Annotated in this window: 25 protein-coding genes and 1 other RNA gene; 17 read left to right on the forward strand and 9 right to left on the reverse strand. The window is 67.8% G+C overall.

Annotation, left to right across the window (positions count from 1 at the left end; genetic code table 11):
• Nucleotides 1-17 precede the first annotated feature (17 nt).
• The 4 genes from purM (at nucleotide 18) to H7F51_RS13895 (ending at nucleotide 3,400) form a co-directional block, all read left to right on the forward strand.
• Nucleotides 18-1,121 carry a phosphoribosylformylglycinamidine cyclo-ligase gene (purM, locus tag H7F51_RS13880; protein ID WP_185664902.1) on the forward strand — a complete coding sequence of 368 codons (1,104 nt, stop codon included), beginning with the start codon at nucleotides 18-20 and terminating at the stop codon, nucleotides 1,119-1,121.
• Nucleotides 1,114-2,067: a phosphoribosylglycinamide formyltransferase gene (purN, locus tag H7F51_RS13885; RefSeq protein WP_185664903.1), complete on the forward strand. Its 954-nt coding sequence runs from the start codon at nucleotides 1,114-1,116 to the stop codon at nucleotides 2,065-2,067. Before purM ends, purN begins: the two co-directional genes overlap by 8 nt.
• A 356-nt stretch (nucleotides 2,068-2,423) precedes the next feature.
• Nucleotides 2,424-3,044 (forward strand): acyltransferase family protein, encoded by a 621-nt coding sequence (locus H7F51_RS18975; protein ID WP_425491028.1) that lies wholly within the window; start codon nucleotides 2,424-2,426, stop codon nucleotides 3,042-3,044.
• On the forward strand, nucleotides 2,939-3,400 hold the full coding sequence (locus tag H7F51_RS13895) for an acyltransferase family protein (RefSeq protein WP_185664905.1): 462 nt from the start codon (nucleotides 2,939-2,941) through the stop codon (nucleotides 3,398-3,400). Before H7F51_RS18975 ends, H7F51_RS13895 begins: the two co-directional genes overlap by 106 nt.
• A gap of 305 nt (nucleotides 3,401-3,705) precedes the next feature.
• On the opposite strand, the gene ndk is transcribed toward H7F51_RS13895, so the two are convergent.
• The 3 genes from ndk to H7F51_RS13910 all read right to left on the reverse strand — a co-directional run bounded on the left by ndk (nucleotide 3,706) and on the right by H7F51_RS13910 (nucleotide 6,265).
• Nucleotides 3,706-4,128 carry a nucleoside-diphosphate kinase gene (gene ndk, locus H7F51_RS13900; protein ID WP_185664906.1) on the reverse strand — a complete coding sequence of 141 codons (423 nt, stop codon included), beginning with the start codon at nucleotides 4,126-4,128 and terminating at the stop codon, nucleotides 3,706-3,708.
• 222 nt (nucleotides 4,129-4,350) lie between these two features.
• Entirely contained in the window at nucleotides 4,351-4,797 is a 447-nt protein-coding gene (locus tag H7F51_RS13905) for a DNA polymerase III subunit chi (RefSeq protein ID WP_185664907.1), read from the reverse strand.
• 10 nt (nucleotides 4,798-4,807) lie between these two features.
• Complete coding sequence (locus H7F51_RS13910; protein WP_185664908.1) at nucleotides 4,808-6,265, reverse strand: leucyl aminopeptidase; 1,458 nt, start codon at nucleotides 6,263-6,265, stop codon at nucleotides 4,808-4,810.
• A 97-nt stretch (nucleotides 6,266-6,362) separates the two neighbouring features.
• Between H7F51_RS13910 and H7F51_RS13915 the strand changes: the two genes are divergently transcribed.
• The 5 genes from H7F51_RS13915 to H7F51_RS13935 all read left to right on the forward strand — a co-directional run bounded on the left by H7F51_RS13915 (nucleotide 6,363) and on the right by H7F51_RS13935 (nucleotide 12,587).
• Nucleotides 6,363-8,669 carry an LPS-assembly protein LptD gene (locus H7F51_RS13915; RefSeq protein WP_185664909.1) on the forward strand — a complete coding sequence of 769 codons (2,307 nt, stop codon included), beginning with the start codon at nucleotides 6,363-6,365 and terminating at the stop codon, nucleotides 8,667-8,669.
• A gap of 264 nt (nucleotides 8,670-8,933) precedes the next feature.
• Nucleotides 8,934-10,244, forward strand: coding sequence for a peptidylprolyl isomerase (locus H7F51_RS13920; RefSeq protein WP_425491029.1), 1,311 nt, complete (start codon nucleotides 8,934-8,936; stop codon nucleotides 10,242-10,244).
• A 19-nt stretch (nucleotides 10,245-10,263) separates the two neighbouring features.
• The gene (gene pdxA, locus H7F51_RS13925; protein ID WP_185664935.1) at nucleotides 10,264-11,292 is read left to right on the forward strand and encodes a 4-hydroxythreonine-4-phosphate dehydrogenase PdxA; all 1,029 of its coding nucleotides are present in this window, start codon (nucleotides 10,264-10,266) and stop codon (nucleotides 11,290-11,292) included.
• 45 nt (nucleotides 11,293-11,337) lie between these two features.
• Nucleotides 11,338-12,177: a 16S rRNA (adenine(1518)-N(6)/adenine(1519)-N(6))-dimethyltransferase RsmA gene (rsmA, locus tag H7F51_RS13930; RefSeq protein WP_185664910.1), complete on the forward strand. Its 840-nt coding sequence runs from the start codon at nucleotides 11,338-11,340 to the stop codon at nucleotides 12,175-12,177.
• 155 nt (nucleotides 12,178-12,332) lie between these two features.
• Complete coding sequence (locus H7F51_RS13935) at nucleotides 12,333-12,587, forward strand: hypothetical protein (RefSeq protein WP_185664911.1); 255 nt, start codon at nucleotides 12,333-12,335, stop codon at nucleotides 12,585-12,587.
• 213 nt (nucleotides 12,588-12,800) lie between these two features.
• Here the strand turns inward: H7F51_RS13935 and ssrA are convergent.
• Nucleotides 12,801-13,147, reverse strand: a transfer-messenger RNA (tmRNA) gene (gene ssrA / locus H7F51_RS13940).
• Nucleotides 13,148-13,189: 42 nt separating this feature from the next.
• Nucleotides 13,190-13,618, reverse strand: coding sequence for a large conductance mechanosensitive channel protein MscL (mscL, locus tag H7F51_RS13945; protein ID WP_185664936.1), 429 nt, complete (start codon nucleotides 13,616-13,618; stop codon nucleotides 13,190-13,192).
• Between the two features lie 168 nt (nucleotides 13,619-13,786).
• Here mscL and H7F51_RS13950 point away from each other — a divergent pair, with 168 nt between their 5' ends.
• The 7 genes from H7F51_RS13950 (at nucleotide 13,787) to H7F51_RS13980 (ending at nucleotide 19,079) form a co-directional block, all read left to right on the forward strand.
• On the forward strand, nucleotides 13,787-14,392 hold the full coding sequence (locus tag H7F51_RS13950; protein ID WP_246448411.1) for a LemA family protein: 606 nt from the start codon (nucleotides 13,787-13,789) through the stop codon (nucleotides 14,390-14,392).
• Between the two features lie 12 nt (nucleotides 14,393-14,404).
• Nucleotides 14,405-15,232 carry a TPM domain-containing protein gene (locus H7F51_RS13955; protein ID WP_185664913.1) on the forward strand — a complete coding sequence of 276 codons (828 nt, stop codon included), beginning with the start codon at nucleotides 14,405-14,407 and terminating at the stop codon, nucleotides 15,230-15,232.
• A gap of 9 nt (nucleotides 15,233-15,241) precedes the next feature.
• Complete coding sequence (locus H7F51_RS13960) at nucleotides 15,242-15,925, forward strand: TPM domain-containing protein (protein WP_185664914.1); 684 nt, start codon at nucleotides 15,242-15,244, stop codon at nucleotides 15,923-15,925.
• Nucleotides 15,925-16,446: an NUDIX hydrolase gene (locus tag H7F51_RS13965; RefSeq protein ID WP_185664915.1), complete on the forward strand. Its 522-nt coding sequence runs from the start codon at nucleotides 15,925-15,927 to the stop codon at nucleotides 16,444-16,446. The genes H7F51_RS13960 and H7F51_RS13965 overlap by 1 nt, the downstream gene beginning before the upstream one ends.
• Before the next feature lie 103 nt (nucleotides 16,447-16,549).
• Nucleotides 16,550-17,575 carry a LacI family DNA-binding transcriptional regulator gene (locus H7F51_RS13970; RefSeq protein WP_343061294.1) on the forward strand — a complete coding sequence of 342 codons (1,026 nt, stop codon included), beginning with the start codon at nucleotides 16,550-16,552 and terminating at the stop codon, nucleotides 17,573-17,575.
• A gap of 114 nt (nucleotides 17,576-17,689) precedes the next feature.
• Entirely contained in the window at nucleotides 17,690-18,181 is a 492-nt protein-coding gene (locus H7F51_RS13975) for a flavin reductase family protein (RefSeq protein ID WP_185664937.1), read from the forward strand.
• 13 nt (nucleotides 18,182-18,194) lie between these two features.
• Nucleotides 18,195-19,079: an HpcH/HpaI aldolase/citrate lyase family protein gene (locus H7F51_RS13980; protein ID WP_185664917.1), complete on the forward strand. Its 885-nt coding sequence runs from the start codon at nucleotides 18,195-18,197 to the stop codon at nucleotides 19,077-19,079.
• 135 nt (nucleotides 19,080-19,214) lie between these two features.
• Here the strand turns inward: H7F51_RS13980 and H7F51_RS13985 are convergent, their stop codons facing one another.
• Genes H7F51_RS13985 through cysD form a run of 3 tightly spaced genes read right to left on the reverse strand, consistent with a single transcriptional unit; the run spans nucleotide 19,215 to nucleotide 22,782 of the window.
• Nucleotides 19,215-19,952 carry a 3'(2'),5'-bisphosphate nucleotidase CysQ gene (locus H7F51_RS13985; RefSeq protein WP_185664918.1) on the reverse strand — a complete coding sequence of 246 codons (738 nt, stop codon included), beginning with the start codon at nucleotides 19,950-19,952 and terminating at the stop codon, nucleotides 19,215-19,217.
• On the reverse strand, nucleotides 19,952-21,865 hold the full coding sequence (gene cysN, locus H7F51_RS13990) for a sulfate adenylyltransferase subunit CysN (protein WP_185664919.1): 1,914 nt from the start codon (nucleotides 21,863-21,865) through the stop codon (nucleotides 19,952-19,954). The genes H7F51_RS13985 and cysN overlap by 1 nt, the downstream gene beginning before the upstream one ends.
• Nucleotides 21,865-22,782 carry a sulfate adenylyltransferase subunit CysD gene (gene cysD / locus H7F51_RS13995; protein ID WP_185664920.1) on the reverse strand — a complete coding sequence of 306 codons (918 nt, stop codon included), beginning with the start codon at nucleotides 22,780-22,782 and terminating at the stop codon, nucleotides 21,865-21,867. Before cysD ends, cysN begins: the two co-directional genes overlap by 1 nt.
• Before the next feature lie 94 nt (nucleotides 22,783-22,876).
• Here cysD and H7F51_RS14000 point away from each other — a divergent pair, with 94 nt between their 5' ends.
• On the forward strand, nucleotides 22,877-23,884 hold the full coding sequence (locus H7F51_RS14000) for a helix-turn-helix transcriptional regulator (RefSeq protein WP_185664921.1): 1,008 nt from the start codon (nucleotides 22,877-22,879) through the stop codon (nucleotides 23,882-23,884).
• A 26-nt stretch (nucleotides 23,885-23,910) separates the two neighbouring features.
• On the opposite strand, the gene H7F51_RS14005 is transcribed toward H7F51_RS14000, so the two are convergent.
• Nucleotides 23,911-24,710: LysR family transcriptional regulator (locus H7F51_RS14005; RefSeq protein ID WP_185664922.1), on the reverse strand; the 800-nt coding region annotated here is incomplete at its 5' end.

The following is a 24,710-nucleotide window of genomic DNA, read 5'->3' on the forward strand; positions in this document are numbered from 1 at the left end:
TAGGGGCCTCACCCAATATGGCAAACGAACCCGAACAGCAGTCCTACTCCTACGAACAGGCCGGCGTCTCGATCGCCGCCGGCAATGCGCTGGTCAAGGCCATCGCCCCGCTCGCCCGGGCCACGGCGCGCCCCGGCGCGGACGCGGAACTCGGCGGATTCGGGGGCTTTTTTGACCTCAAGGCAGCCGGCTACAAAGACCCGCTGCTGGTCGCCGGCAACGATGGCGTGGGCACCAAGGTCAAGCTGGCGATCGACCATGACCGCCACGATGCGATCGGAATCGATCTCGTCGCCATGTGCGTCAACGACCTGATCGTCCAGGGCGCCGAGCCGCTCCTGTTCCTCGACTATTTCGCCACGGGCAAGCTGGACAATGGCGTGGCCGAGCGCGTGGTCGCCGGCATCGCCGATGGCTGCAAGCTCGCCGGCTGCGCCCTGATCGGCGGCGAAACCGCCGAAATGCCAGGCATGTACGCCGCCGGAGACTATGATCTGGCCGGTTTCTGCGTCGGCGCGGTCGAACGCGGCGAACAGCTGACCGGAGACAAGGTCGCCGCCGGCGACGTCCTGATCGGCCTCGCCTCCTCGGGCGTCCACTCCAACGGCTATTCGCTGGTCCGCCGCCTCGCGGCCGACAAGGGCTGGAAGCTCGATCGCCCGGCCCTGTTCGACAATGAGCGCCTGCTGATCGATCACCTGATCGAGCCGACCCGGATCTACGTGAAGAGCCTGCTCCCGCTGATCCGCCAGAATCGAATCCACGCCCTCGCTCACATCACCGGCGGCGGCCTGCTCGAAAACGTCCCCCGCGTGCTTCCCAAGCACCTCCACGCCCGGATCGACGCGGGCGCGTGGGAACAGCCGCGCCTGATGGCCTTCCTCCAGGCCCAGGGTCATATCGAGCCTGCTGAAATGGCCCGCACCTTCAACTGCGGCATCGGCATGGTCCTCGCCGTTTCGGCCGACGAAGTCCCCGCCCTGCTGGCCGACCTGTCGGCCGCCGGAGAGACCGCTTTCGTCATCGGCGCGATCGAGGAAGGCGCGCGCGGCTGCACCGTGCAGGGCAAGGCCGAGGTCTGGTCCGCCCGCGAAGACTGGGAAGCCGTCCATCTTGCGTGATCGGGCCAAGGTAGCCGTCCTCGTCTCGGGCGGCGGCACCAACATGGCCGCGCTGCTCTACGCCAGCCGCGCGGCCGACTGCCCCTATGAAATCGTGCTGGTCGGCTCCAACAACCCGGATGCCGGCGGCCTGAAGCTCGCGGCAGCCGAAGGCGTCGCCACCTTCGCCCTCCCGCACAAGGGCATGACCCGCACCGATCACGACGCCGCGATGGACGCCGCGATCCGCGCTGCGGGCGCGCAGTGGGTCGCGCTGGCCGGCTACATGCGCATCCTCACCCCTGAATTCGTGGGAAGCTGGGAAGGCCAGATGGTCAACATCCACCCCTCGCTCCTCCCGAAATACAAGGGCCTCCACACGCACGACCGCGCGATCGAGGCGGGCGACACGCACGGCGGCTGCTCGGTCCACCTCGTCACCGCCGAACTGGACGACGGCCCCCTGCTCGGCCAGACGCCCGTCGCGATCCTCCCCGGCGATACCGCAGACAGCCTCGCGGCCCGCGTCCTCATCGCCGAACACCAGCTCTATTCCCGCTGCCTCGCCGCCCTCGTCACCCGCGAATCGAGCCCCGAATGGCTGCTCGAACAGGTCCGCGCCCGCGCCATGGCCCAGGGCGAGGCCGAGGAAACGCTCAGCCACGGCATGGCCTGCTTCGGCATCCGCAAGGGCAAGAAGTTCGCCTGGTTCTCCAGCGACCACCACGGCGATGGCCGCACGGCCCTCCTCGTCAAGATCAGCGGCCTCGACGAACAGGCCATGCTGATCGAGCAGGACGCGGCGCGCTACTACCGCCCCGCCTATTTCGGCGACGACTGGATCGCCATCCGCCTCGACCACGCCAAGGTCGACTGGGACGAGGTCGACACCTGGCTCACCCGCTCGTGGCGCTCCGTCGCCCCCAAGAAGCTCACCGCCCTGCTGGACGCCGCCGAGGGGTTCTAGACGGCGCGAACGCCCCCTTCGCCGTCATGCCAGCGAAGGCTGGCATCGCCGCGATCCTGGTCGGGCAACTGCGCACTACGCGGGACTGACCCCCAAGCCTGCTTTCGTGCGGCGATCCGGGTCGCGCATCGGCCGGAATTTCGGGGCAATGGACGCCCATCAGATCAGGAACTGGATCACCTTCGAAGATGGGTGGATCTGGCAGCACGAAGAACAGGTTATCGACGGCGAGGCGCATACCCCGTCGGGCATTGATTGCGTTAGGTAATCCGTGCCCACCATCATATTCCCTTCGCATGGCATCCGAATCGATCGCTGGGTCAGAATCCCACAACCGTTATGTCACGCTCGACGGCATGAGGGGGGTGGCCGCGGTCGTCGTTGCCGTCTTCCATTTTCATGGCGAGCTGGCTCCCAGCGGATACCTCGCCGTAGATTTCTTTTTTGCTCTTTCTGGGTTTGTGCTTTGGAAGAATTACGCGCCGCGATTTGAACGGAGCGGGCTAACGACCGGGGCGTTTCTCCTTTGCCGGTTTATCCGATTGTATCCGCTGTTCCTCCTCGGCGCGGCATTCGGTTTCATTTTTGCGCTCCAAGGCTACCTGCGTCACTCAGATGGCGCCGCAAGCGCGCCAGACCTGGTCGCTTCCGCCATTTTCAACATTTTCATGTTGCCCGCGCCCTTTGGCAGGGTTCTCTATCCCCTAAATCCCCCGGCGTGGTCCCTGTTTTACGAACTCCTGGCCAATGCGGCGCTCTGCGCCGTGCTCGTCAGAGTCCGGTATGCAACGTCGATCTTAATCTTGTGCATCGCAGCCATAGGCCTCATCCTCCTTGACCTCTACAATGGCAGCCTAGGCGGCGGCGATGAATGGTCGACCACGATCACGGCGATATTCCGGACCGTATTCTCGTTCACGGCAGGCGTAGTCTTGGCGCGATCGACCGCCTCCCTGTCGTCCTGTTTCTTGTCCTGATATGGAACCCAAGCACGCTACGTTGGGCGTACGACCTCGGCGTTGTGCTGCTGGCCGCGCCTGCATTGCTTTTCTTCGGCAGCCGTTTCGAGCCCGGACGGATCGGAAGCAGAATTGCTGCCCTGCTGGGAGACGCCTCCTTTGCGCTCTACGCGATCCATTCCCCCGTTGCGCATGCATTCCAATGGCTGGAGCGCAAGACCGGGCTCGCTTCGGCCCTCCTTGCGATTCCCTATATCCTCTTGTCCATAACATTGGCCGTTGCATGTGTGCGCTGGTTTGACCAGCCGGTCCGGCTGGCGCTTCGAAGAGCTACGCGCAAGACTTCCGCCACGATGGGCGGGGCCGGAATCTAAGATTGGTGCCCTCGGGCAATGGGTAAGGTTCGGGAACGTCCACAATCTGCCGTGTCCGCCCTTGCCGGCTGCACCCCCGAAACGATTTTCCTACATCTCCCTCACCTGTCATCATCCCCGCGTTCTTTGACAAAGTGGATCGGCCGCAAGCCCTGTAGGACAAGTGTCACCCATGCACAGACCGCCAAACCCCTGAAAACATAAGGCCCAGCTCCGGACACAGGGTGACACTCGTGTCACCCTCGGACACGAAAAAGGCCGCCGGATCGCTCCGGCGGCCCTTTCAATTCAGCGAGGCGCTTACCTCAGCCGACGATTTCTTCCGGCTTGAAGAAGTAGGCGATCTCGATCGCCGCGTTCTCGTCCGAGTCGGACCCGTGGACCGTGTTCGCCTCGATCGATTCGGCCAGTTCCTTGCGGATCGTGCCGGCTTCCGCATTGGCGGGGTTGGTGGCGCCCATGATGTCGCGGTTGCGCTGCATGGCGTCCTCGCCCTCCAGCACCTGGACCACGACCGGGCCCGAGATCATGAACTCGACGAGGTCGTTGAAGAAGGGGCGTTCCTTGTGGACCGCGTAGAAGCCCTCGGCCTGCTCGCGGCTCATCTGGATGCGCTTGGAAGCGACGACGCGCAGACCCGCTTCTTCCAGCATCTTGGTGACGGCGCCGGTCAGGTTACGACGGGTAGCGTCGGGCTTGATGATCGAAAAGGTGCGGGTAACCGCCATGTCGATTTCCTTGCGAACAGTTATGGTTTGGAGAGAAGTGGCGCGCCCCTAGCCGGGAACGCGCCAAGCTGCAAGGCAAAGGACCGATCGAGATTCAGCTCAGGGCGAGCCGAAAATCGTGGTTTTTCGTGACCCGGAGCGCAGCGTACTCAAAGTACGTGAGCACCGGAAGCACGGGAAATCGCGATTTGCAGGCCGCCATGGGCTGAATGTCGGTCGGTGCTAGGCGGCTTTCACCCAGCGCCCGTCCTCCTGCTTCCAGTAATTGCGCGTCAGCCCCGCGCGCTCGCCCAGCATCCGCCAGCAGGCACGGGCATCGTCGATGGTCGCCTCGCCGAAGACGAGGAAAACCCGCTCGGCCCCCTCGGCCTCGCGCCAGACCCCGTCCGCCAGCGCCACGAACCGGGCGCCATTGGCCGGCTCGACCGCGTCCGACAGCAGGATCGGCTGGCGCCCGTCATGCGCCCCGCCCGCCTCGCCATTGGCAAGGAACCGCTCCGCCCCCTTGGCCGCCGGGGCCGACCACAGGGCCTGCCCCAGCCGTTCGCGCGCCGCCGGATCGGCGTGGACTACCAGCAGGCGCTGCCCGGCGGCCAGCGTATTGGCCGCGAGGAGCACCACCACCTGTTCGGCGGTGGACTGCGTCAACTGGTAGAAATCGACTTGCATCGGCTTGGCATCAACCTTCCAGCACGTCCCGCACATAGCGGTCGAGCAGCCGCACGCCGAAGCCCGAGGCACCCTTGTCCCAGGTCGGTCCCGGCTTGTCGGTCCAGACCGTCCCGGCAATGTCGAGATGAGCCCAGGGCGTGCCCTTGTCGATGAAGCGCTGGAGGAACTGCGCGGCGGTGATCGACCCGCCATAGCGCGGCCCGACGTTCTTGATGTCGGCGATCGGGCTGTCGATCAGCTTGTCGTAGCTGGGGCCCAGCGGCATCCGCCACAGCTTGTCGCCCGAAACCTTGCCCGCCGCGTCAAGCTTGGCGGCCAGATCGTCGTCGCCCGCGAACATGCCCGCATATTCATGCCCGAGCGAGATGATGATCGCGCCCGTCAGCGTGGCAAGGTCGACGATCGCCGCCGGCTGGTATTCCTGCTGCACGAAAGTCAGCGCGTCGCACAGCACCAGCCGCCCCTCGGCGTCGGTGTTGATCACTTCCACGGTCTGCCCGTTCATCGTGGTCACGACGTCTCCCGGGCGCTGGGCATTCCCGTCAGGCATGTTCTCAACGAGGCCGCAGATGCCGACCACGTTGGCCTTGGCCCCGCGCAGCGCGAGCGCCAGCATGGTTCCGGCCACGGCCCCGGCCCCGCCCATGTCCCACTTCATGTCTTCCATGCCCGCGGCCGGCTTGATCGAGATCCCGCCCGTGTCGAAAGTCACGCCCTTGCCGACGAAGGCGGTCGGCTTCACCCCGGCCGCGCCGCCGTTCCAGACCACCGCCAGCAGGCGCGGCGGCCGGACCGAACCCTGCGCCACGCCCAGCAGCGCGCCCATGCCGAGCGCCGTCATCTCGCTCTCGTCCAGCACCCGAACTTCAAGGCCGGTGCCTTCATACCGGGCCCGGCAGCGCGCCACGAAGCTTTCGGGATAGATCACGTTGGCCGGCTCGGTCACCAGTTCGCGGGTAAATTCCACCCCGGTCGCCACGGCCGCTTCCGCGGCCCAGGCCGCCTCCGCCCCGTCCGGCGCGCCGACCACGACGATCTCAGTCAGGCTTGGCTTCTGCTCGTCCTTCAGCTTGGTGCGATAGGTATCGAGCCGCCAGCCGCGCAGCCGCGCACCGAGCAGAACCGACGCCGCCTCGCCCGCACCCAGCCCCGAACCGGTCAGATCAAGCACCAGCGAAGTCTCGCCGCTCGTGAGATATTTCGCGGTCAGCGCCGCCCCGGCCTTCTCCAGCGCCGCGCCGCGCCCCTCGCCCGGCTCGCCAATCCCGGCCAGGGCCACGCGCACCGCCTTGCCGCCGCGCTCGGCGAAATGGTCGAACACCTGCCCCACCTTGCCGGCAAAGCGCTGGGCCCGCGCCGCCGCGGCCAGCACCGGTTCGAGCGCGGCAGGCAGCGCGTCCTGCGCCACCAGCGCGGCAACCAGACGGGAATCGGCAGGAACGGCGGCGGCGAAGGTGATTTTCATGACGGCTCCGGGAACTGTTGGTCGGGCCGGCGCAAGTCGTTGCAAAATCGCGCCGCACCAGATTGCAGTTAGGGCCGGGCAGTGCGATAGGCAAGTCATGCCCCCGGTGCCCGAGACCTTGCTGCAGACTGCTCCCAAGGCGGCCGGAAAGCCGGTTCGCCGCCGTTTTCTGCCGACCTGCGCCCTTGCCGCCGCCCTGTTCTGGGCGCTCCCGGCCGCCGCGCAGGACCATCCGGACCAGGGAGATTCGCCTCCCGGTGCCAGCAAGGCCGCCCCCGGCAGCCAGCTGATCAGCGGCCCGATCGCCTTCGAGGCCGACGAGGTCGCCTATGCCTACAACGACGAGGTCGTGACCGCGACCGGCAATGTCGTGCTGCGCCGCGACGGCCAGTCGGTCCGCGCGGACAAGGTGACGTGGAACCGCACCACCGGCCAGATCGAGGCGACCGGCAATATCCGCCTGGTCGATGCCGACGGCAACCAGCTGTTCACCGACAAGGTCGAGCTGACCGACGAGCTCAAGGCCGGGGCGATGCAGAACCTGCTGCTGGCCCTGCGCGATGGCGGCCGCCTCGCCGCCTTCACCGGCGAACGCGACGCCTCGGGCAGGCTGATCCTCACCCGCGCGGCCTTCTCCGGCTGCCCGATCGAAGACGAGGACGGCTGCCCCAAGAACCCGACCTGGCAGATCAACGCCACCCGCGTGACCTATGATCCGGACCGGAAATCGATCCATTTCACCGGCGCGCGCCTGCACATCTTCGGCGTCACCCTGATGCCGCTGCCGGGCCTGACCATCGCCAGCGACGGGCGTCCGATCAACGGCCTGCTGATCCCGGACATCGAGTTCAACGCCTCGAACGGCGCCCAGATCAGCGATGCCTGGTACCAGCGGCTGGGCGATAACAAGGATCTCACGGTCACCGGCACGGTCTTTTCCAAGGCCCCCCCGATGATCGCGGCCCAGTATCGCCAACTGGCCGACAAGGGCGCGTTCCAGATCACCGGCTATGCCACCCGCAGCCGCCTGATCTCGGTCTCGGGCGAGGCCAACCCCGGCACCGCCGGCGAGGTTGCCTTCCGCGGCTACCTCTATGCCAACGGCAAGTTCCAGTTCGATCCCAACTGGAGCCTGACCGGTTCGCTCCGCCTCGCCAGCGACCGCACCTTCCTGCGCCGCTACGGGATCAGCATGGACGACCGCCTGCGCTCGTCGTTCGATCTCGAACGGGTGGGCGATACCAGCTACTTCTCGATCTCCGGCTGGGCCACGCAAACAATGCGGGTGGGCGACCGTCAGGGCCTGGTCCCGGTGGCGCTCCCGGTGATCGACTGGCGCAAGCGGCTCGCCGATCCCGTCCTCGGCGGCAAGGTCGAGCTGCAGCTCAACAGCCTCGCGATCACCCGCACCGCCGGGCAGGACACCCAGCGCGCCTTCGCCCAGGCACAGTGGAACCTGACCCGCCTCACTCCGTGGGGCCAGGTCGTCAGCCTCACTGCCCTTGGCCGGGGCGACATCTACCATTCCGACCAGAACGACCTCACCACCACGGCCACCTATCAGGGCCTGCCCGGCTGGCAGGGCCGGGCCATCGCCATTGCCGCCGCCGACGTGATGTGGCCGCTCACCGGCCAGGTCTTCGGCGGCACCCAGGTTCTCACCCCGCGCTTCCAGATCGTGGCCGCCCCGCCGATCCGCAACCTCGCCGTGCCCAACGAGGATGCCCGCGCGATCGACCTCGAGGATTCCAACCTCTTCGCGCTCAACCGCTTCCCCGGATACGACCGGGTCGAGGACGGCCTGCGCTTCACCTACGGGGTGGACTGGCAATGGCAGGGCCGCGGGATCGCGCTCAACGGCACGATCGGGCAGTCGGTCCGCCTGTCCAACCAGGTCACCATCGTGCCCGAGGGCACCGGCCTTGCCAGCCGCACCTCGGACATCGTCGGCCGCACCGAGGTTCGCTTCCGCGACATCGTCAAGTTCACGCACCGCTACCGGCTGGACAAGGACAACCTCGCCGTGCGCCGCAACGAGATCGACGCCACGGTCGGCTCCTCGCGCACCTATGTCGAGCTGGGCTACCTGCGCCTCAACCGCGACATCACCCAGGTAGAGGACTTGCAGGACCGCGAGGAGCTGCGCCTTGCCGGCCGCGTCGCCTTTGCCCGGTTCTGGTCGGTCTTCGCCTCGGGCATCGTCAACCTGACCAGCCAGCAGGAAGACCCGTCCAGCAACAGCGACGGGTTCCAGCCGCTGCGCACCCGGCTCGGCATCGCCTACCAGGACGATTGCATCGAGGTCGCCTTCACCTGGCGGCGCGACTACCAGACCACGGGCGACGCCGCGAAGGGCAACTCGTTCCAGGTCCACCTCGCCCTGCGCAATCTTGGTGTTCGCTGAGCACAGGCTTGGTTAACCGCCGATCGCACGCCCTTGCGCAAAAGCGGCGAGTTCCTGTTTGATCCTTGCGGCAAACAGGCTATCGCCTGCCGTCGCACAGGTCGCGAGGGGGGCACTCAGGTCCGGTTAAGCCGGATCGCTCCACTGGGCACTGAAGGTCGGAAGCAGGACGTCTTCGCAAGGGGCGGGTCTGGCTGATACGGGAACGATGACAAGGTGAAGAGCTTCAAGCTGAAGGGTATCGGGTCACGGGCCGGACTGGCGATGGGCATGGCCGCGGTCGTTCTGGCCGTCGCCGCGCAGGCGCAGGGCGCGCCCGAGCAGACCCCGCAGGGCGCCATCGTCGTGCCCAACGACGTGCAGATCTTCGGCAAGAACGATCCCAACAACCGCCGCGCCACGGCCATCGTCAACGGCGACATCATCACCGGCACCGACGTCGACCAGCGCCTCGCGCTGATCCTCGCCGCTAACGAAGGCAAGATCGGCGATGAGGAGAAGGAACGCCTGCGCCTTCAGGTGCTGCGCAACCTGATCGACGAGACCCTGCAGATCCAGGAAGCCAAGGCCCAGGACCTCAAGGTCGACGAGGACGAGATCGAGCAGACCTATGCCCGCGTCGCCTCGCAGAACTTCCGGCAGGACATCAAGGCGATGGACGCCTATCTCGTCAAGATCGGCTCCTCCCCCGCATCGCTCAAGCGGCAGATCCGCGGCGAACTGTCGTGGCAGCGCGTGCTGCGCCGCAACGTCCAGCCCTTCATCAACGTGTCCGAGACCGAAGTGCGCGAGATGATGGACCGGATGAAGGCGGCCAAGGGCACCGAGGAATACCGCATCGGTGAGATCTTCCTCGGCGCCACCTCCGAGAACAGCGCCACGGTCGAGGCGAACGCCAAGAAGATCATCGAACAGCTCCAGCAGGGCGGCAGCTTCGTCGCCTATGCCCGCCAGTATTCGCAGGCCTCGACCGCGGCGGTCGGCGGCGATCTCGGCTGGATCCGCCTCGCCCAGTTGCCGGGCGAACTGCAGCAGGCCGCCGCCAGCCTCTCGACCGGCCAGCTGGTCGGCCCGATCCCGACCTCGGGCGGCTTCTCGATCCTCTACCTGATCGACAAGCGCCAGGTCCTCACCGCCGACCCGCGCGATGCCCTGCTCAGCCTCAAGCAGGTCTCGATCGACTTCGCCCCCGGCACGACCGAGGCCGATGCCACCAAGCGCGCCGGCGAATTTGCCACGGCGATGAAGGCCGCGCGCGGCTGCGGCGCGGTCGATGCGGTCGCCGCCTCGGTCGGCGCGCAGGTCGTCGCCAACGATCAGGTCCGCGCCCGCGACCTGCCAGGGCCGCTGCAGGATTCGATCCTCGCCCTTTCGCTCGGCGAAACCTCGCCGCCGTTCGGCTCGATCAAGGAAGGCGTGCGCGTGCTGATGCTCTGCGGGCGTGACGATCCGAAGGTCGACAGCGGGCCGAGCTTCGACCAGATGATGAGCCAGATCGAGGACGACCGCGTCAACAAGCGCGCGCAGGCCTACCTGCGCGACCTGAGGCGCGACGCCGTTATCGACTACAACTGACGGAGCCCGGGCGATGCTGATGCGCCCTTCGCTGCCCCTCGCGCTCTCGCTGGGCGATCCCGCCGGGATCGGCCCGGAACTGATCGCCACGGCCTGGGCCGCGCGGCAGGTCCACGCCCTGCCGCCGTTCTTCGCGGTTGGCGGGGCGCGCCTGCTCGCCCATGCCGCCGCGCGCCGCGGCCTCGCCGTCCCGGTCCGCGCCATCTCCGATCCTGCCGAGGCCGCCGCGGTGTTCGACGAGGCCCTGCCTGTGCTCGACCTGTCGGAGGGGCATGACCTGCCCTATACCCCCGGCGAGCCCAGCCGCGCCGGTGCCGCCCTCGCCCTCGCCTCGCTCACCCTCGCCGCGGCCCTCGCGGTAGAAGGCAAGGCCGGCGCGGTAATGACCGGGCCGATCGCCAAGAGCCGCCTCGCCGAAGTCGGCTTTACGCATCCCGGGCAGACCGAATTCGTCGCCGCCGCCTGTGGCGTCGCGCCCGAGGACGCGGTGATGATGCTCGCCGGCCCCTCGCTGCGCACGGTCCCGCTCACGGTCCACGTTGCCCTGGCTGACGTTCCCCGCCTCGTCACGCGCGATCTGATCGAGCGGCGCGGCCGGATCGTTGCCCGCGCCCTGACGCGGGACTACGGGATCGCTAGGCCCCGCCTCGCCGTCGCCGCGCTCAATCCCCACGCCGGGGAAGAGGGCAAGTTCGGCCACGAGGACCTGACCGTTGTCGCCCCCGCCGTGGCCGCCCTGCGCGCCGAAGGGATCGACGCCGAGGGCCCGCACTCGGCCGATGCCCTGTTCGCCCCGCACAACCGCGAGACCTTCGACGTCGCCCTGTGCATGTACCATGACCAGGCCCTGATCCCGATCAAGGCGCTCGATTTCGATTCCGGGGTCAACGTCACCCTCGGCCTGCCCATCGTGCGCACCTCGCCCGATCACGGCACGGCCTTTCCCATCGCCGGCCAGGCCCTTGCCCACCCCGGCGCGACCATCGCCGCGATCCGCATGGCCGGCGAATGCGCCGCCCGCCGCCAGTCGAGCGCCATTCCCGCCTGATCGAGCAGGCTGGACAACCGCGGCGCCCTTGCCCATGGCAAGGCCATGAGCGAGCCCCTGCCCAATCCCGACCTGCCGCCGCTGCGGGACGTCATCGCGCGCCATGGCCTGTCGGCCAGCAAGGCGCTCGGGCAGAACTTCCTGTTCGACGAACAGCTCCTCGCCCGCATCGCCGCGATCCCCGGCAAATTGCGCGATCGCCCGGTGCTCGAGGTCGGCCCCGGTCCCGGTGGCCTCACCCGCGCCCTGCTCCGCGCCGGCGCGCGCGTCACCGCGATCGAGATGGACCGCCGCTGCCTGCCCGCTCTCGCCGAACTGTCGGAAGCCTTCCCCGGCCAGCTGACGGTGATCGAGGGCGACGCGCTCAAGGTCGATATCCGCGCCCTGTTCGACGAGCCCTTCGCCATCGTCGCCAACCTGCCCTACAACGTCGGCACGGCCCTATTCACCGGCTGGCTCTCGGGCGAGACCTGGCCGCCGGCCTGGTCCTCGCTCACCCTGATGTTCCAGCAGGAAGTGGCCCAGCGCATCGTCGCCGAGGCGGGGAGCGACGCCTATGGCCGCCTTGCTGTGCTCGCCCAGTGGCGCTCTCAGGCCAAGCTGGCGATGAAGGTCCACCGCAGCGCCTTCACCCCGCCGCCCAAGGTGATGAGCGCGATCATCCACGTCGTGCCGGGCGAGGCGCCCGAAGGCGTCTCGATGCGGATGCTCGAACGGGTGACCGAGGCCGCCTTCGGCCAGCGCCGCAAGATGCTGCGCCAGAGCCTCAAGGGCCTGCCCGGCGCGCTCGATGCCCTCGCCGCGCTTGGCATCGACGAACAGCGCCGCGCCGAGACGCTGAGCGTGGACGAATTCGTCGCGATCGCCGGTGTCCTCACCCGATAAGGCCCATCACGCCGGGAACCGGTCGCCCCTGCAGCCCGTTTCGCTCCCATAGTCGGCAAGGCTTACACCTGCCGCGCCGTTAACCACCGTCTTGCGCACAAATCAGCATCTGGCATGATGATTGCTGAGAAGAGCGTAAACGCACTGGGGCTGAAATGCTGGGCAAGATTGGCAGACTTTTCCTGATCAAGACACGCTTCGAAGCGTTCCTGATCATCTATGCCCTGGCCCTGGGCGCCACCGCGCGCGGCGAACACTACCTCGCCCAATACCCCGGCTTCGGCGGCAAGCTCCTGTTCCTCGCCACCACCGGCGCGGTCTTCATGGCCGGCGCCAAGATCCTCGACTGCCTGAAACACGAAAAGGCCGCGCGCGACCGCATGGCCGCCGAGGACGCACAAGCGGGCTGACCGCCGCTTCGAACAGGATTGCAGGGGACCCGGTTTGGCCGGGATTTTCGTCAGGCCGGAGCGAGAACCGGTGGCTTCGAGAACCGGCGCGCAGCGTACTTCCAGTACGTGAGCACCGGAAGCGCAGAAGACGCCGGTTCGCAGCCCGGCATGGCGGAAATCACGGCCAAAACGAAGTGGGGGGCTTCTGTTGCCCGGTGCCCCCCGTACCGCTGAATTCCCTTCTGTTGCCCGGTGGGTTCAACCGCGTTCTGGCTTTGTAACTTCAGGCCGTTAGGCCCTAGAATTACGCGGCAAGAGCAAGTGCGTCGTTGTCGTTGGCACTTGTTTGGTTTTGAGCCTTTTACGGGTTACTCAGCCCGGGCAAAAACAGCGTCTTTGAACACACGTCGATCCTAGTTCGGCCCCGTCAAAACCCTCGCCCGAAAGCGGGAGTGATGGTGGAGCCGCCGGGTACCGCCCCCGGGTCCGCTGCGCCTATTCCACGCCGCAGTTTATCACCATAGCCGGCCTGAACCGGCGAGGGCCTATATAGGGATGGCGCCGCAAATGAAAAGGGGCCCCGCTGCGCGAGGCCCCTTCCTTCCGACAAATCGCTGATTTCACGCCTTCTTCAGCGCGTCCCGGATCTCGGCCAGCAGTTCGACCTCGGTCGGACCGGCCGGCGCGGCGGGCTCCTCCGGCTTGGTCATGACCTTGTTGGCCTGCCGCACGATCAGGAAGATCACGAAGGCCATGATCACGAAGTTGATCACCGCGGTGATGAACGAGCCATAGCCGATCATCGCCACGCCGGCCTTCTTGAGCGCCGCATAGTCGGTCAGCGACCCCGCATAACCGGCCGGAATGGTCCCGATCACGGCAAAGCGGTTGGAAAAGTCGAGCCCGCCGGTGATCACGCCGATGACCGGCATCAGCACGTCGTCAGTCAGCGAAGAGACGATCTTGCCGAACGCCGCGCCGATGATCACACCGACCGCCAGATCAAGCACGTTGCCGCGTGCGATGAACGCCTTGAATTCTCCGAGCATGGCCATTTCTCCAGTCCTGCCGATCCGTTTTTGACTACGAATATTGTCCTTGGCACCGGTCATGCCCCGTCGGCGGGTTGCGATCAACCGTTCGCACGCCTTGCACCTGCGCCGGGGGGCACTATGTTCACCGCCACTGCCGCCTCGCGGCTCCCGGAGGGATACCTGATGCCTGCCTCACGCCGCCATGTCATCTTCGCCGCCGCTGCCGCCGCCATGCTCTCGGGCTGCGGGGTCAACACGGTGCCGACCGAGGAAGAGGCCGCCAAGGCCAAGTGGGCCGATGTCCAGGCCGCCTTCCAGGAACGCGCCAATCTGATCCCCAACCTCGCCGCCGTGGCCAAGGGCGCGGCCGAGCAGGAAAAGGGCATCCTCGTCGGCGTGACCGAGGCGCGGGCCAAGGCCACCTCGATCCAGATCTCCGCCGAGGATCTCAAGGACCCGGCCAAGATGAAGGCCTTCCAGGACGCGCAGAACCAGCTGTCCGGCGCGCTCGGCGGCTTCGGCCGCCTGCTCGCCAATGCCGAGGCCTATCCCCAGCTCAAGTCGATCACCAATTACCAGATGCTGCAGAGCCAGCTCGAAGGTCAGGAAAACCGCATCCGCGTCGCGATCCGCGACTACAACGGCGCGGTCCAGTCCTACAACACCACGATCCGCACTTTCCCGGCGATGGTCGCGGCCAAGGTGATCTACGGCGCCAAGCCGATGGTGCCCTATCAGGCCGTCACCCCGGGCGCGGAAGTCGCGCCCAGCCTCGAAGGCAAGCTGTAAGGACCAAAGGCCATGCCCGCGCGGCTCTCGCGCAGCCTGTTCGCGCTCTGGCTCGCCGCGCTGGCCCTGCTGGCGCCGCTTGCCGCGTGGGCGCAGCCCACCTTCCCGGCCCTCACCGGCCGGGTGGTCGATGGCGCCAACATCATCCCGGCGGACGAGAAGGCGCGGCTCGAACAGAAACTGGCCGCGCTCGAACAACAGTCGAAGCGCCAGCTGGTCGTCGCCACCCTGCCCAGCCTGCAGGGCTATGACATTGCCGACTATGGCTACCAGCTCGGCCGCGCCTGGGGCATCGGCCAGAAGGACACCAACAACGGCGCCCTCCTGATTATCGCCCCCACCGAGCGCAAGGTGCGGATCGAGGTCGGCTACGGCCTCGAAGGCGTGCTGACCGACGGGCTTTCCGCGCTGATCATCCAGCAGCAGGTCGTCCCCCGCTTCAAGGCGGGAGACATGGCCGGCGGGATCGAGGCGGGGGCCGACGCGATCATCCAGCAGCTCACCCTCCCGCCCGAGGAAGCGCAGAAGATCGCCGCCGAAGCGCAAAAGCAGGCCAGCACGCAAGGCCAGCGCGGGGTCGATCCCGGCATGGTGATCTTCGTCATCTTCGTGATGATCTTCTTCGTCCTGCCGATGCTGCGCGGCGCGCTCGGCGGCGGGCGGCGCTACCGCAGCGGCGCCGGCGCGCTCGGCCCGCTGATCGTGTTCGACGCGCTGAGCCACATGTCGGGCCGGCGCGGTGGCGGCTGGGGCGGCGGCTCGGACTGGGGCGGCGGCGGTGGCGGCTTTTCCGGCGGCGGCGGCAGCTTCGGCGGCGGCGGCGCCTCGGGCAGCTGGTAGGAGACGCGCATGGCCCATCCCCCCTCGATGAGCGAGACCGACCGCGCCCGTGTCGGCGCCGCCGTCACCGCGGCCGAAAGCGCCACGGCGGGCGAGATCGTCACGATCCTCGGCTCCCGGTCTGACGACTACCGCGATGTCGCACTCGCCTGGTCGGCGCTGGTCGCCCTCCTCGCCCTCACCGTCATCGCGCTGTTCCCCGACTTCTACCTCGGGCTCTATGACCGGCTGACCGGCACCTGGGCGAGCGAATGGACCCCCGGCCGCCTGCTCGGCCTCGCCGCGCTCGTTGCCGCGCTCAAGTTCGGCGGCATGTGGCTGATCCTGCTCTGGCGTCCCTTGCGCCTCGCCCTCACCCCCGCCCCGATCCGCCACGGCCGGGTCCATGCCCGCGCGCTGGCCTTGTTCCGCGTCGGGGCCGAGCGGCGCACCACCGGCCGCACCGGCATCCTCATCTACCTAAGCCTGGCCGAGCACCGGGCCGAGATCATCGCCGACGAGGCCATCGCCTCGAAAGTCGAGGCCGAGGTCTGGGGCGATGCCCTCGCCGCGCTGCTGGCCGAGCTGAAGGCCGGGCGCATGGCCGACGGCCTGATCGCCGCCGTCGACCGGGTCGGCGCGGTGCTGGCCCGGCATTTCCCGCGCGGCGCGGACGACGTCAACGAATTGCCCGACCGGCTGATCGAGGTGTGATGCACGAGGAAGAAGAGAAGACCGTCTGGCAAGGCCGCTTCATCGCCGCCAAGGTCAAGGGCAACTGGGAATATGTCGGCCGCGCCCGCGGCATCCGTGCCGCGGTGATCCTCGCCGTGGACGATGGCCACGTCATCCTCGTCGAGCAGTTCCGCGTGCCGCTCGGCCGCCCCTGTGTCGAGCTGCCCGCCGGCCTGATCGGTGACGAGGACCACCTCGTCGGCGAGGAGGACACCGCCGCCGCCGCGCGCGAGCTCGAAGAGGAAACCGGCTATCGCGCCGGGCGGATGGAGGTGATCGGCGAGTTCTGGTCCTCCCCCGGCATGGTCAGCGAGAGCTACACCCTGATGCGTGCCCACGATCTGGTCCGCGTCGGCGCAGGCGGCGGCACGCACGACGAGGACATCAAGGTCCACCGCGTCCCCCTCGCCGACATACCCGCATTCATCGCGCAGCGCCGGGCCATGGGCGACGCGATCGACGGCAAGCTGCTGCTCGTTCTGGGCCCGCGCCTGCTCTAACTGGCACGGGGCTTTACTTTCGCCCGGCGAAGCGGGAAAAGCGCGCCGGGTCGCCCCATCGGGCGAATTTTGGGGACGGACAATCCGGATGCGGCAGCACCGCGTGACATCATTTGACGTGGCAGCCCTCGCCGGGGTCAGCCAGTCCACCGTCTCGCGCGCCCTGGCCGGCGATCCGGTGGTCAGCGAACCGACCCGCACCCGCGTGGTCGCCGCCGCACGCGAACTCAACTATCATGTCGACGAGAACGCCGCCCGCCTGCGCACCGGGCGCACCGGCACGATCGCGGTCGTCGTGATCAGCCGCGACAGCGAGGATCACAAGGACGTCAACCCGTTCTACTTCTCGCTGCTCGGCGCGATCTGCGCCGCCGCCTCGAACCTCGATCACGAAACCCTCGTCTCGTTCCAGCACTCGCCCGACAGCCTGTCCGGCCGCTACGAGGAACAGCGCAAGGCCGACGGCCTGATCGTGATCGGCACCACGGCCAACAAGCCGGCCTGGGACTATTATCGCCAGCTCGGCGAATCCGGCGCCAACGTGGTCTACTGGGGCTCCCCGTTCGACGATCTCGACTGGATCCGCAGCGACAACCGGCAGGGCGCCCGCCTCGCCACCGAGCACCTGATCGCCTCGGGCTACCGCCGCATCGCCTGCATCACCTCCGAAGGCTCGCCCCAGCGCCAGTTCAAGGAGCGCTCCGACGGCTATTGCCAGCGCATGGCCGAGGACGGCCTCGAAACCTGCCTGATCGAGATCGACGAAAGCCTCGCCCGGGAAGAACAGGGCCGCAAGGCCGTGGCCGAGCTGATCGAGCGCGGCTGGAATTTCGATGCGATCTTCGTGGTCTGCGATCAGGTCGCGCTCGGCGTGTTGCTCGAACTGCACGAGCGCGGGATTGCCGTGCCCGGCCAGGTCGGCGTGGTCGGCTTCGACGGGATCCGTTCGGGCGCCTATGCCATCCCGCCGCTGACCTCGCTCGAGCCCGATTTCCAGTCCGGCGGGCAGATGCTGGTCGAAAAGCTGCTGCGCCGCATGACCGACAAGTCGAACGACGGCGAGCAAAGCCGCGTGCCCGTCCGCCTCGTCGCCCGCGCCTCCAGCCGCGGCCCCGAAATCAAGGCCTGACCGTCCGCCAGCCGGTCAGTTGGTGCGCCGCACAATGAAGCGCCCTCTCCATGCTTGCACTGCAGCGCCCGCTTCGTCATGGAAGACCCTGACCGGCACGGGAGCAAGCTGCTGATGAGCGAAATGCGGATAGAAGCGGCGACCTTTCGCGAAGTCCTCGGCAATTACCCGACCGGTGTCTGCGTGATCACCGCGATGGGCGCGGAGGCCCAGCCGATCGGCATGGTCGTCGGCTCGTTCAGCTCGATCTCGCTCGATCCCCCGCTGGTCGGCTTCTTTCCCGGCAAGAACTCGCAATCCTGGCCGCTGATCGCCGCCTCGGGCCATTTCTGCGTCAATGTCCTCGCCAGCGATCAGGTCGCCCTGTGCCGCCAGATCGCCGCGCCGGGAGACAAGTTCAAGGATGTCGAATACACCCTGTCGCACCACGGCCTGCCCGTCCTCGAAGGGGCCATGGCCGCGATCGAATGCCGGGTCGAACAGGTGATCGAGGCCGGGGATCACTGGCTCGTGCTCGGCCGCGTGCTCGGCCTCGAAGCCCGGCGCGATGCCGATCCCATGCTGTTCTTCCGCGGCGCCTACGGCGGCTTCGCCAAGCGCGATTGAGGATAGACCCACGATGATCGCCCCGGATCGCCCCCGCCGCTCGGCCCTGTTCATGCCGGCGATCAATGCCAAGGCGCTGGCCAAGGCCCGCACCCTCCCGGCCGATGCGATCATCATCGACCTTGAGGATTCCGTCGCGCCCGAACGCAAGGCAGAAGCCCGCGCCGCCGCCCTTGCCGCCGTGGCCGAAGGCGGCTTCGGCGGCCGCGAAGTGGTGATCCGCGCCAACGGGCTCGACACCCCGTGGGGGGCCGACGATCTCGCCGCCATTGCCCGCAGCCGGGCCGACGCCGTGCTCCTGCCCAAGGTGTCGCGCCCGGAAGACGTCCGCGCCGCCGACATCGCCCTGTCCGCCGCGCCGGCCGCGCTCCAGCTGTGGACCATGATCGAAAGCTGCGGTGCCATGCTGCGGCTCGACCAGATCGCCGCACTTGCCCCCACCACCCGCCTCTCGCTCTGGGTGATCGGCACCAACGATCTCGCCAAGGACATGCGCGCCCAGCCCGGCGCCGATCGCCTGCCGCTCCAGCCCTTGCTCGCCGTGGCGGTCTGCGCCGCCCGCGCCCACGGCCTCGCCATTCTCGACAGCGTCTGCAACGAGTTCCGCGACCTCGACCTGTTCCGCGCCGAGGCGCAGCAGGGCCGCCGCTTCGGCTTCGACGGCAAGACCCTGATCCACCCCGCGCAGGTCGAGCCCTGCAACGCGGCCTATTCCCCCGCCCCGGCCGATCTCGCCTGGGCTGAGGCCGTCATCGCCGCCTTCGGCCTCCCCGAGAACAAGGCCAAGGGCGCGATCCAGGTCGAGGGCAAGATGGCCGAGCTGCTCCACCTCGAAGACGCCGAGCGCCTCGTGGCGATGGCCAAGCGGATCGCGCAACTGGAAGCTGCAGCAGGCTGAAACGCTCGTCATTGCGAGGGGCGAAGCCCCACGGCAATCCAGGGCGGCTTTGCACAACGGCCCTGGATTGCCACGCGACCTAACGGCCGCTCGCAACGACGATTCAGATATTACACCCGATACCGTGGCAGAATCTCACCCCAGCCGCGCCACTTCCGCCAGCACCATCTCGGCGTGCTCTTTTCGGCAGATCAGCAGATCGGGCATGTAGGTATCGGCCTGGTTATAGACCAGCGGCGAGCCATCGATCCGCGAGGCATGGAGACCGTGGGCCAGCGCCACGGCAACCGGCGCGCAGCTGTCCCACTCGAACTGCCCGCCGGAATGGAGGTAGATGTCCGCCTCGCCGCGCAGCACCGCCATGGCCTTCGCCCCGGCCGAACCCATCGGCACCAGCTCGGCCCCGATCCGCTCGGCGACGGCCGTCGCCTCGCCCGCCGGGCGGGTGCGGCTGACCAGCATGCGCAGCCGCTCTGGCGCCTCGGGCACCTCGATCGGCCGGTCGGAGCGCAGCACGGCCCCGGCACCGGGCAGGGCAACCGCGCCCAGCACCGGCACGCCGTCCACCGCGAGGCCCACGTGAACCGCCCAGTCGGCCCGTTCCTCACCATATTCGCGCGTACCGTCGACCGGGTCGACGATCCACACGCGCGACTTGCTCAGCCGCTCCGGCGTGTCCTTGCTTTCCTCGGAAAGCAGCCCGTCATCGGGCCTCTGCCCGCGCAAGGCGTGGACGAGGAACTGGTTCGCCGTCGCGTCGCCCGCCTTGCCCAGCGCCTTGCCGGTGAGGACGCCCGCGGCGCGCACGTCCAGCAGCAGGCGCCCGGTCACGGCGGCAAGGTGGGCGGCCAGCTCGCCGTCCGTCAGCGCCATCAGGCGTCGCCCAGAAGGGTATCGACGATCAGTTGCGCCGCCTCTTCCGGCGTGGTGCGGGTGGTGTCGATCCGGATTTCCGGGCTCACCGGCGCTTCATAGGGGCTGTCGATCCCGGTGAAGTTCTTGAGCGTGCCTTCCCGCGCCTTGCGGTAGAGCCCCTTCACGTCGCGCTCCTCGGCCACGGCCAGCGGCGTGTCGATGAACACCTCGAAGAACTCGCCCTCGGGGATCAGGGTCCGCACCATCTCGCGCTCGGCCCGGAACGGGCTGATGAAGGCGCTGATCACGATCAGCCCGGCATCGGTCATCAGCTTGGCCACCTCGCCCACGCGGCGGATGTTCTCAATCCGGTCGGCCTCGGTGAAGCCAAGATCCTTGTTGAGCCCGTGGCGCACGTTGTCCCCGTCGAGCAGGAAGGTGTGGCGGTTCATCCGCGCCAGCTTCTTCTCGACCAGGTTGGCGATGGTGCTCTTGCCCGAGCCCGACAGGCCGGTGAACCACAGCACGGCCGGCTTCTGGTTCTTGAGGTCGGCCCGCGCCTCGCGGCTGATGTCCAGCGCCTGCCAGTGCACGTTCTGCGAACGGCGCAGGCTGAAATGCAGCATGCCCGCCGCCACCGTGGCATTGGTGATCTTGTCGATCAGGATGAACCCGCCCAGCGTGCGGTTCTCGGCATAGGGCTCGAACACGATCGGCTTGTCGGTGGTCAGCTCGGCCACGCCGATGGCGTTCAGCTCCAGCGTCTTCACCGCCGTATGCTCCAGCGTGTTGACGTTGATCGCATACTTGGGATGCTGCACCGTCGCCGAAACGGTCTGGGTGCCGAGCTTGAGCCAGTAGGCCCGGCCGACATGCAGCGGCTCGTCGTTCATCCACACCAGCGTGGTCTCGAACTGGTCGGCCACCTGCGGCGGATTGTCCGAAACCGCGATCACGTTGCCGCGCGAACAGTCGATCTCGTCAGCAAAGCACAGCGTTACCGACTGGCCGGCCACGGCCTCTTCGATGTCGCCATCAAGCGTGACGATCCGCGTCACGGTCGAGGTCTTGCCCGAAGGCAGCACCCGCACCTCGTCGCCCGGCTTGACCGACCCGGTCGAGACCAGCCCGGCAAAGCCCCGGAAATCAAGGTTCGGGCGGTTGACCCACTGCACCGGCAGGCGGAAAGCCTTTTCCGCGTCGCGGGCGGAGTTCACCTCCACCGTCTCGAGATGCTCCATCAGCGTCGGGCCGGAATACCACGGGGTATTTTCCGAAAGCGCGGTGATGTTGTCGCCCTGGTAGCCGGAGATCGGCATGGCGGTGAAGCCCTCGATCCCGATCGACCGGGCGAAGCCGGCATAGTCGGCCACGATCCGCTCGTAGGTTGCCTGGCCATAGTCGACCAGGTCCATCTTGTTGACCGCCAGCACGATGTTCCTGATGCCGATCAAGTGGCACAGGTAGGAATGGCGCCGGGTCTGGACCAGCACGCCCTTGCGCGCGTCGATCAGGATCACGGCAAGGTCGGCCGTGCTCGCGCCGGTGATCATGTTGCGGGTGTACTGCTCGTGGCCCGGGCAGTCGGCCACGATGAACTTGCGCTTCTCGGTGTTGAAGAAGCGGTAGGCCACGTCGATCGTGATGCCCTGCTCGCGCTCGGCGGCAAGCCCGTCGACCAAGAGGGCGAAGTCGATCCCGCCCATTTGCGTGCCGACCTTCTTGCTGTCGCTTTCCAGCGCGGCCAGCTGATCCTCGAAGATCATCTTCGAATCGTAGAGCAACCGCCCGATCAGAGTCGACTTGCCGTCGTCCACCGACCCGCAGGTGATGAAGCGCAGCATGGTCTTGTGCTGGTGCGTCTCGAGGTATTGGTCGATGTCCTCGGCGATGAGGTCGTCGACCTTGTAGATCACGTCGTCGCCGCTCATCAGAAGTACCCCTGCTGCTTCTTGACTTCCATGCCGGCGCCGCCGGCGTCCTTGTCGATGGCGCGGCCCTGCCGCTCGCTGGTGGTGGTGAGCAGGGTTTCCTGGATCACCTCGGGCAGGGTCTTGGCCTGGCTCTCCACCGCCCCGGTCAGCGGATAGCAACCGAGCGTGCGGAAGCGGATCGAGCGTTCGACCGGCACTTCGCCTTCCTTCAGCGGGAAGCGCTCGTCGTCCACCATCAGCAGCATCCCGTCGCGCTCCACGGTCGGGCGCTTGGCCGCGAAATAGAGCGGCACGATCGGAATGTCGTTGAGGTGGATATATTGCCACACGTCGAGCTCGGTCCAGTTCGAGATCGGGAAGACGCGGATCGATTCGCCCTTGTTCTTCTTGGCGTTGTAGAGGTTCCACAGCTCGGGCCGCTGGTTCTTCGGGTCCCAGCCATGCGAAGCCGTGCGGAACGAGAAGATCCGCTCCTTGGCCCGGCTCTTCTCCTCGTCGCGCCGCGCCCCGCCAAAGGCCGCGTCGAAGCCCCACTTGTCGAGCGCCTGCTTGAGCCCTTCGGTCTTCCACATGTCGGTATGGAGCGCGCCGTGGTCGAACGGGTTGATCCCGCGCTCGGCCGCTTCCGGGTTCTGGTAGACGAGCAGCTCCATGCCGCTCTCCTTCGCCATCCGGTCGCGCAGCTTGTACATTTCCTGGAACTTCCAGGTCGTGTCGACGTGGAGCAGCGGAAACGGCGGCGGCGCCGGATAGAACGCCTTGCGCGCAAGGTGCAGCATCACCGCGCTGTCCTTGCCCACCGAATAGAGCATCACCGGGTGCTCGGCCTCGGCCACCACTTCGCGGATGATGTGGATCGCCTCGGCTTCAAGCCGTTCGAGGTGGGTCAGCGTCTTGCGGGCGCCGTCAGTCATCGGATCACTTCCGTCAGCAGGCATCATTGCCTTCAATCGCCTTGCGATGGCGATGTGGACACAATGATGCCACTCCCATATGGGAGCAAATACCATGGCCCTGTCCACATTCGACCATAACGATCTGGTCCTGACCCTGTTCGAGGGCCTGTTCGCCCCCGCGCCGTGGGACACGTTCCTGCACCGCCTGCTCGCCCGCACCCGCGCCCAGCGCATCGTCCTGATCCCCGCCCCCGCCGCCCTGGCCCAGCGCGTCACCGTGCGCGGGCAAGGCAACCAGGGCGTGGCCGAGCGCGCGGCCCTTGCCGCCCTGGCCGAGCGCGGCCTGCGCACCAACCGCGTCTATGCGCTGGAAGAACTGCTCGATTTCGACGATCCGGCCCGCCGCGCCCGGCAGGGCGGCCTGCTCGCCGCCGCGCAGATCGGCGATGCCCGCCTGATCCGGGTCAGCGGCACCGAGCACCAGTCGGTGGAGATCGCCCTCCTGCATGAGCGGACCGTGTTCGGCGCGGCCGAAAGCGCCCTGCTCACCGCGCTGGTCCCCGCCGTGGCCATTGCCGCGGCCAACCTTGCCGCGATCACCCTGCAGGCGCTGCAACTCACCGCCGCAGAGGACGCGCTGGCCCTGCTCGGGATCGGCCAGGCCGTGCTCGACCCGCAGGGCCAGGTGGTCACCTCCGATCCGGCATGGCAGGCCCATCACCCGGCCCCGGCAGCGCTCGCCGAGGCCGCCCGCGTGGCGGCGGCCGATCAGGTCCGCACACCGCTCCGCACCGAGGACGGCAGCCGTACCGTGCTCGTCCGCCCATTGCCGCCCGGCCGGTCCGGCGCCGCCGCGATCGCCGCCCTGCGCACGCCCCGCCGCGCCGACCCGCTCGCCGCAGCCCGGGTGATCGCGGTCGAGCTCGGCCTGTCCGAACGCGAAGCAGGCCTTGCCGCCCTCCTCGCCGCCGGCCGGCCCTTGGTCGAGGCGGGGCGCGAACTGCGCCTCACCCCGGAAACCGCGCGCAACTATTCCAAGCGGATCTATGCCAAGACCGGCGCCAAGGGACAGGCCGACCTCGTCCGCATCGTCCTCGAAGGGCTGTCCGGCCTCGCCTGAGCCGCGCCCGGATCATCCGGCCCGCATCAACCGGCGGCCGGCGCCCCCGCCTCGATCCCGCCAAGCCGCGCCTGCAAATGGTCCGTCAGCGCGCGAACCCGCGCGGGCACGGCCGGCGCCGCCGGATGGACCGCGAAGATCCCCACCTCGCGCGAGCCGCGCCAGGCCGGCAGGATTCGCTGCAGCGCGCCGCTCGCCAACATGTCCGCCACGTCCCAGATCGAGCGCAGGGCAATGCCGCAGCCACCCACGGCAAGCTCGCGCACCACTTCGCTGGAATTGGTCCGCACCGCGCTTCTGCCATGGTGGATCACCGTCCCCTCCGGCCCGTCAAGGTGCCACGGCAATTGCCGCTCAGTGGCCAGCAGGCGGTGGCGCGTCAGGTCCGCAAAGCCGGCGGGCAGGCCGAACCGGTCGAGATAGGCCGGCGCGGCGCAGAGCACCCGGTTGCTGGTGGCAAGACGGTGCCCCACCAGCCCGCCGCCGATCCGCGCCCCGATCCGGATGGCAAGGTCGTAGTTGCCGTCCATCAGGTCGACGAATTCGTCGGACAGGTCGATCGCCAGATCCACCTCGGGATGGCGCTCGAGGAAGGCGGGCAAGTGCGGCACAACATGCATCCGCCCGAACGAGGTCGGCGCCGTGATCCTGAGCGGCCCGCCGATCTCCGCCTGCTTGCCGGCGATGCGGTCCTCGGCCTCGCGCAGCGCGGCGCGCAGCGGCAACAACGCGCCGAGCAGGTCCTGCCCCGCAGAGGTCGGGGCCATCCGCCGCGTCGTGCGATGAACCAGCCGGGTGCCGAGCCGCTGCTCCAGCCGCACCAGCC

The organism is Novosphingobium flavum, from assembly GCF_014230315.1.
GTDB classification, from domain to species: domain Bacteria; phylum Pseudomonadota; class Alphaproteobacteria; order Sphingomonadales; family Sphingomonadaceae; genus Novosphingobium; species Novosphingobium flavum.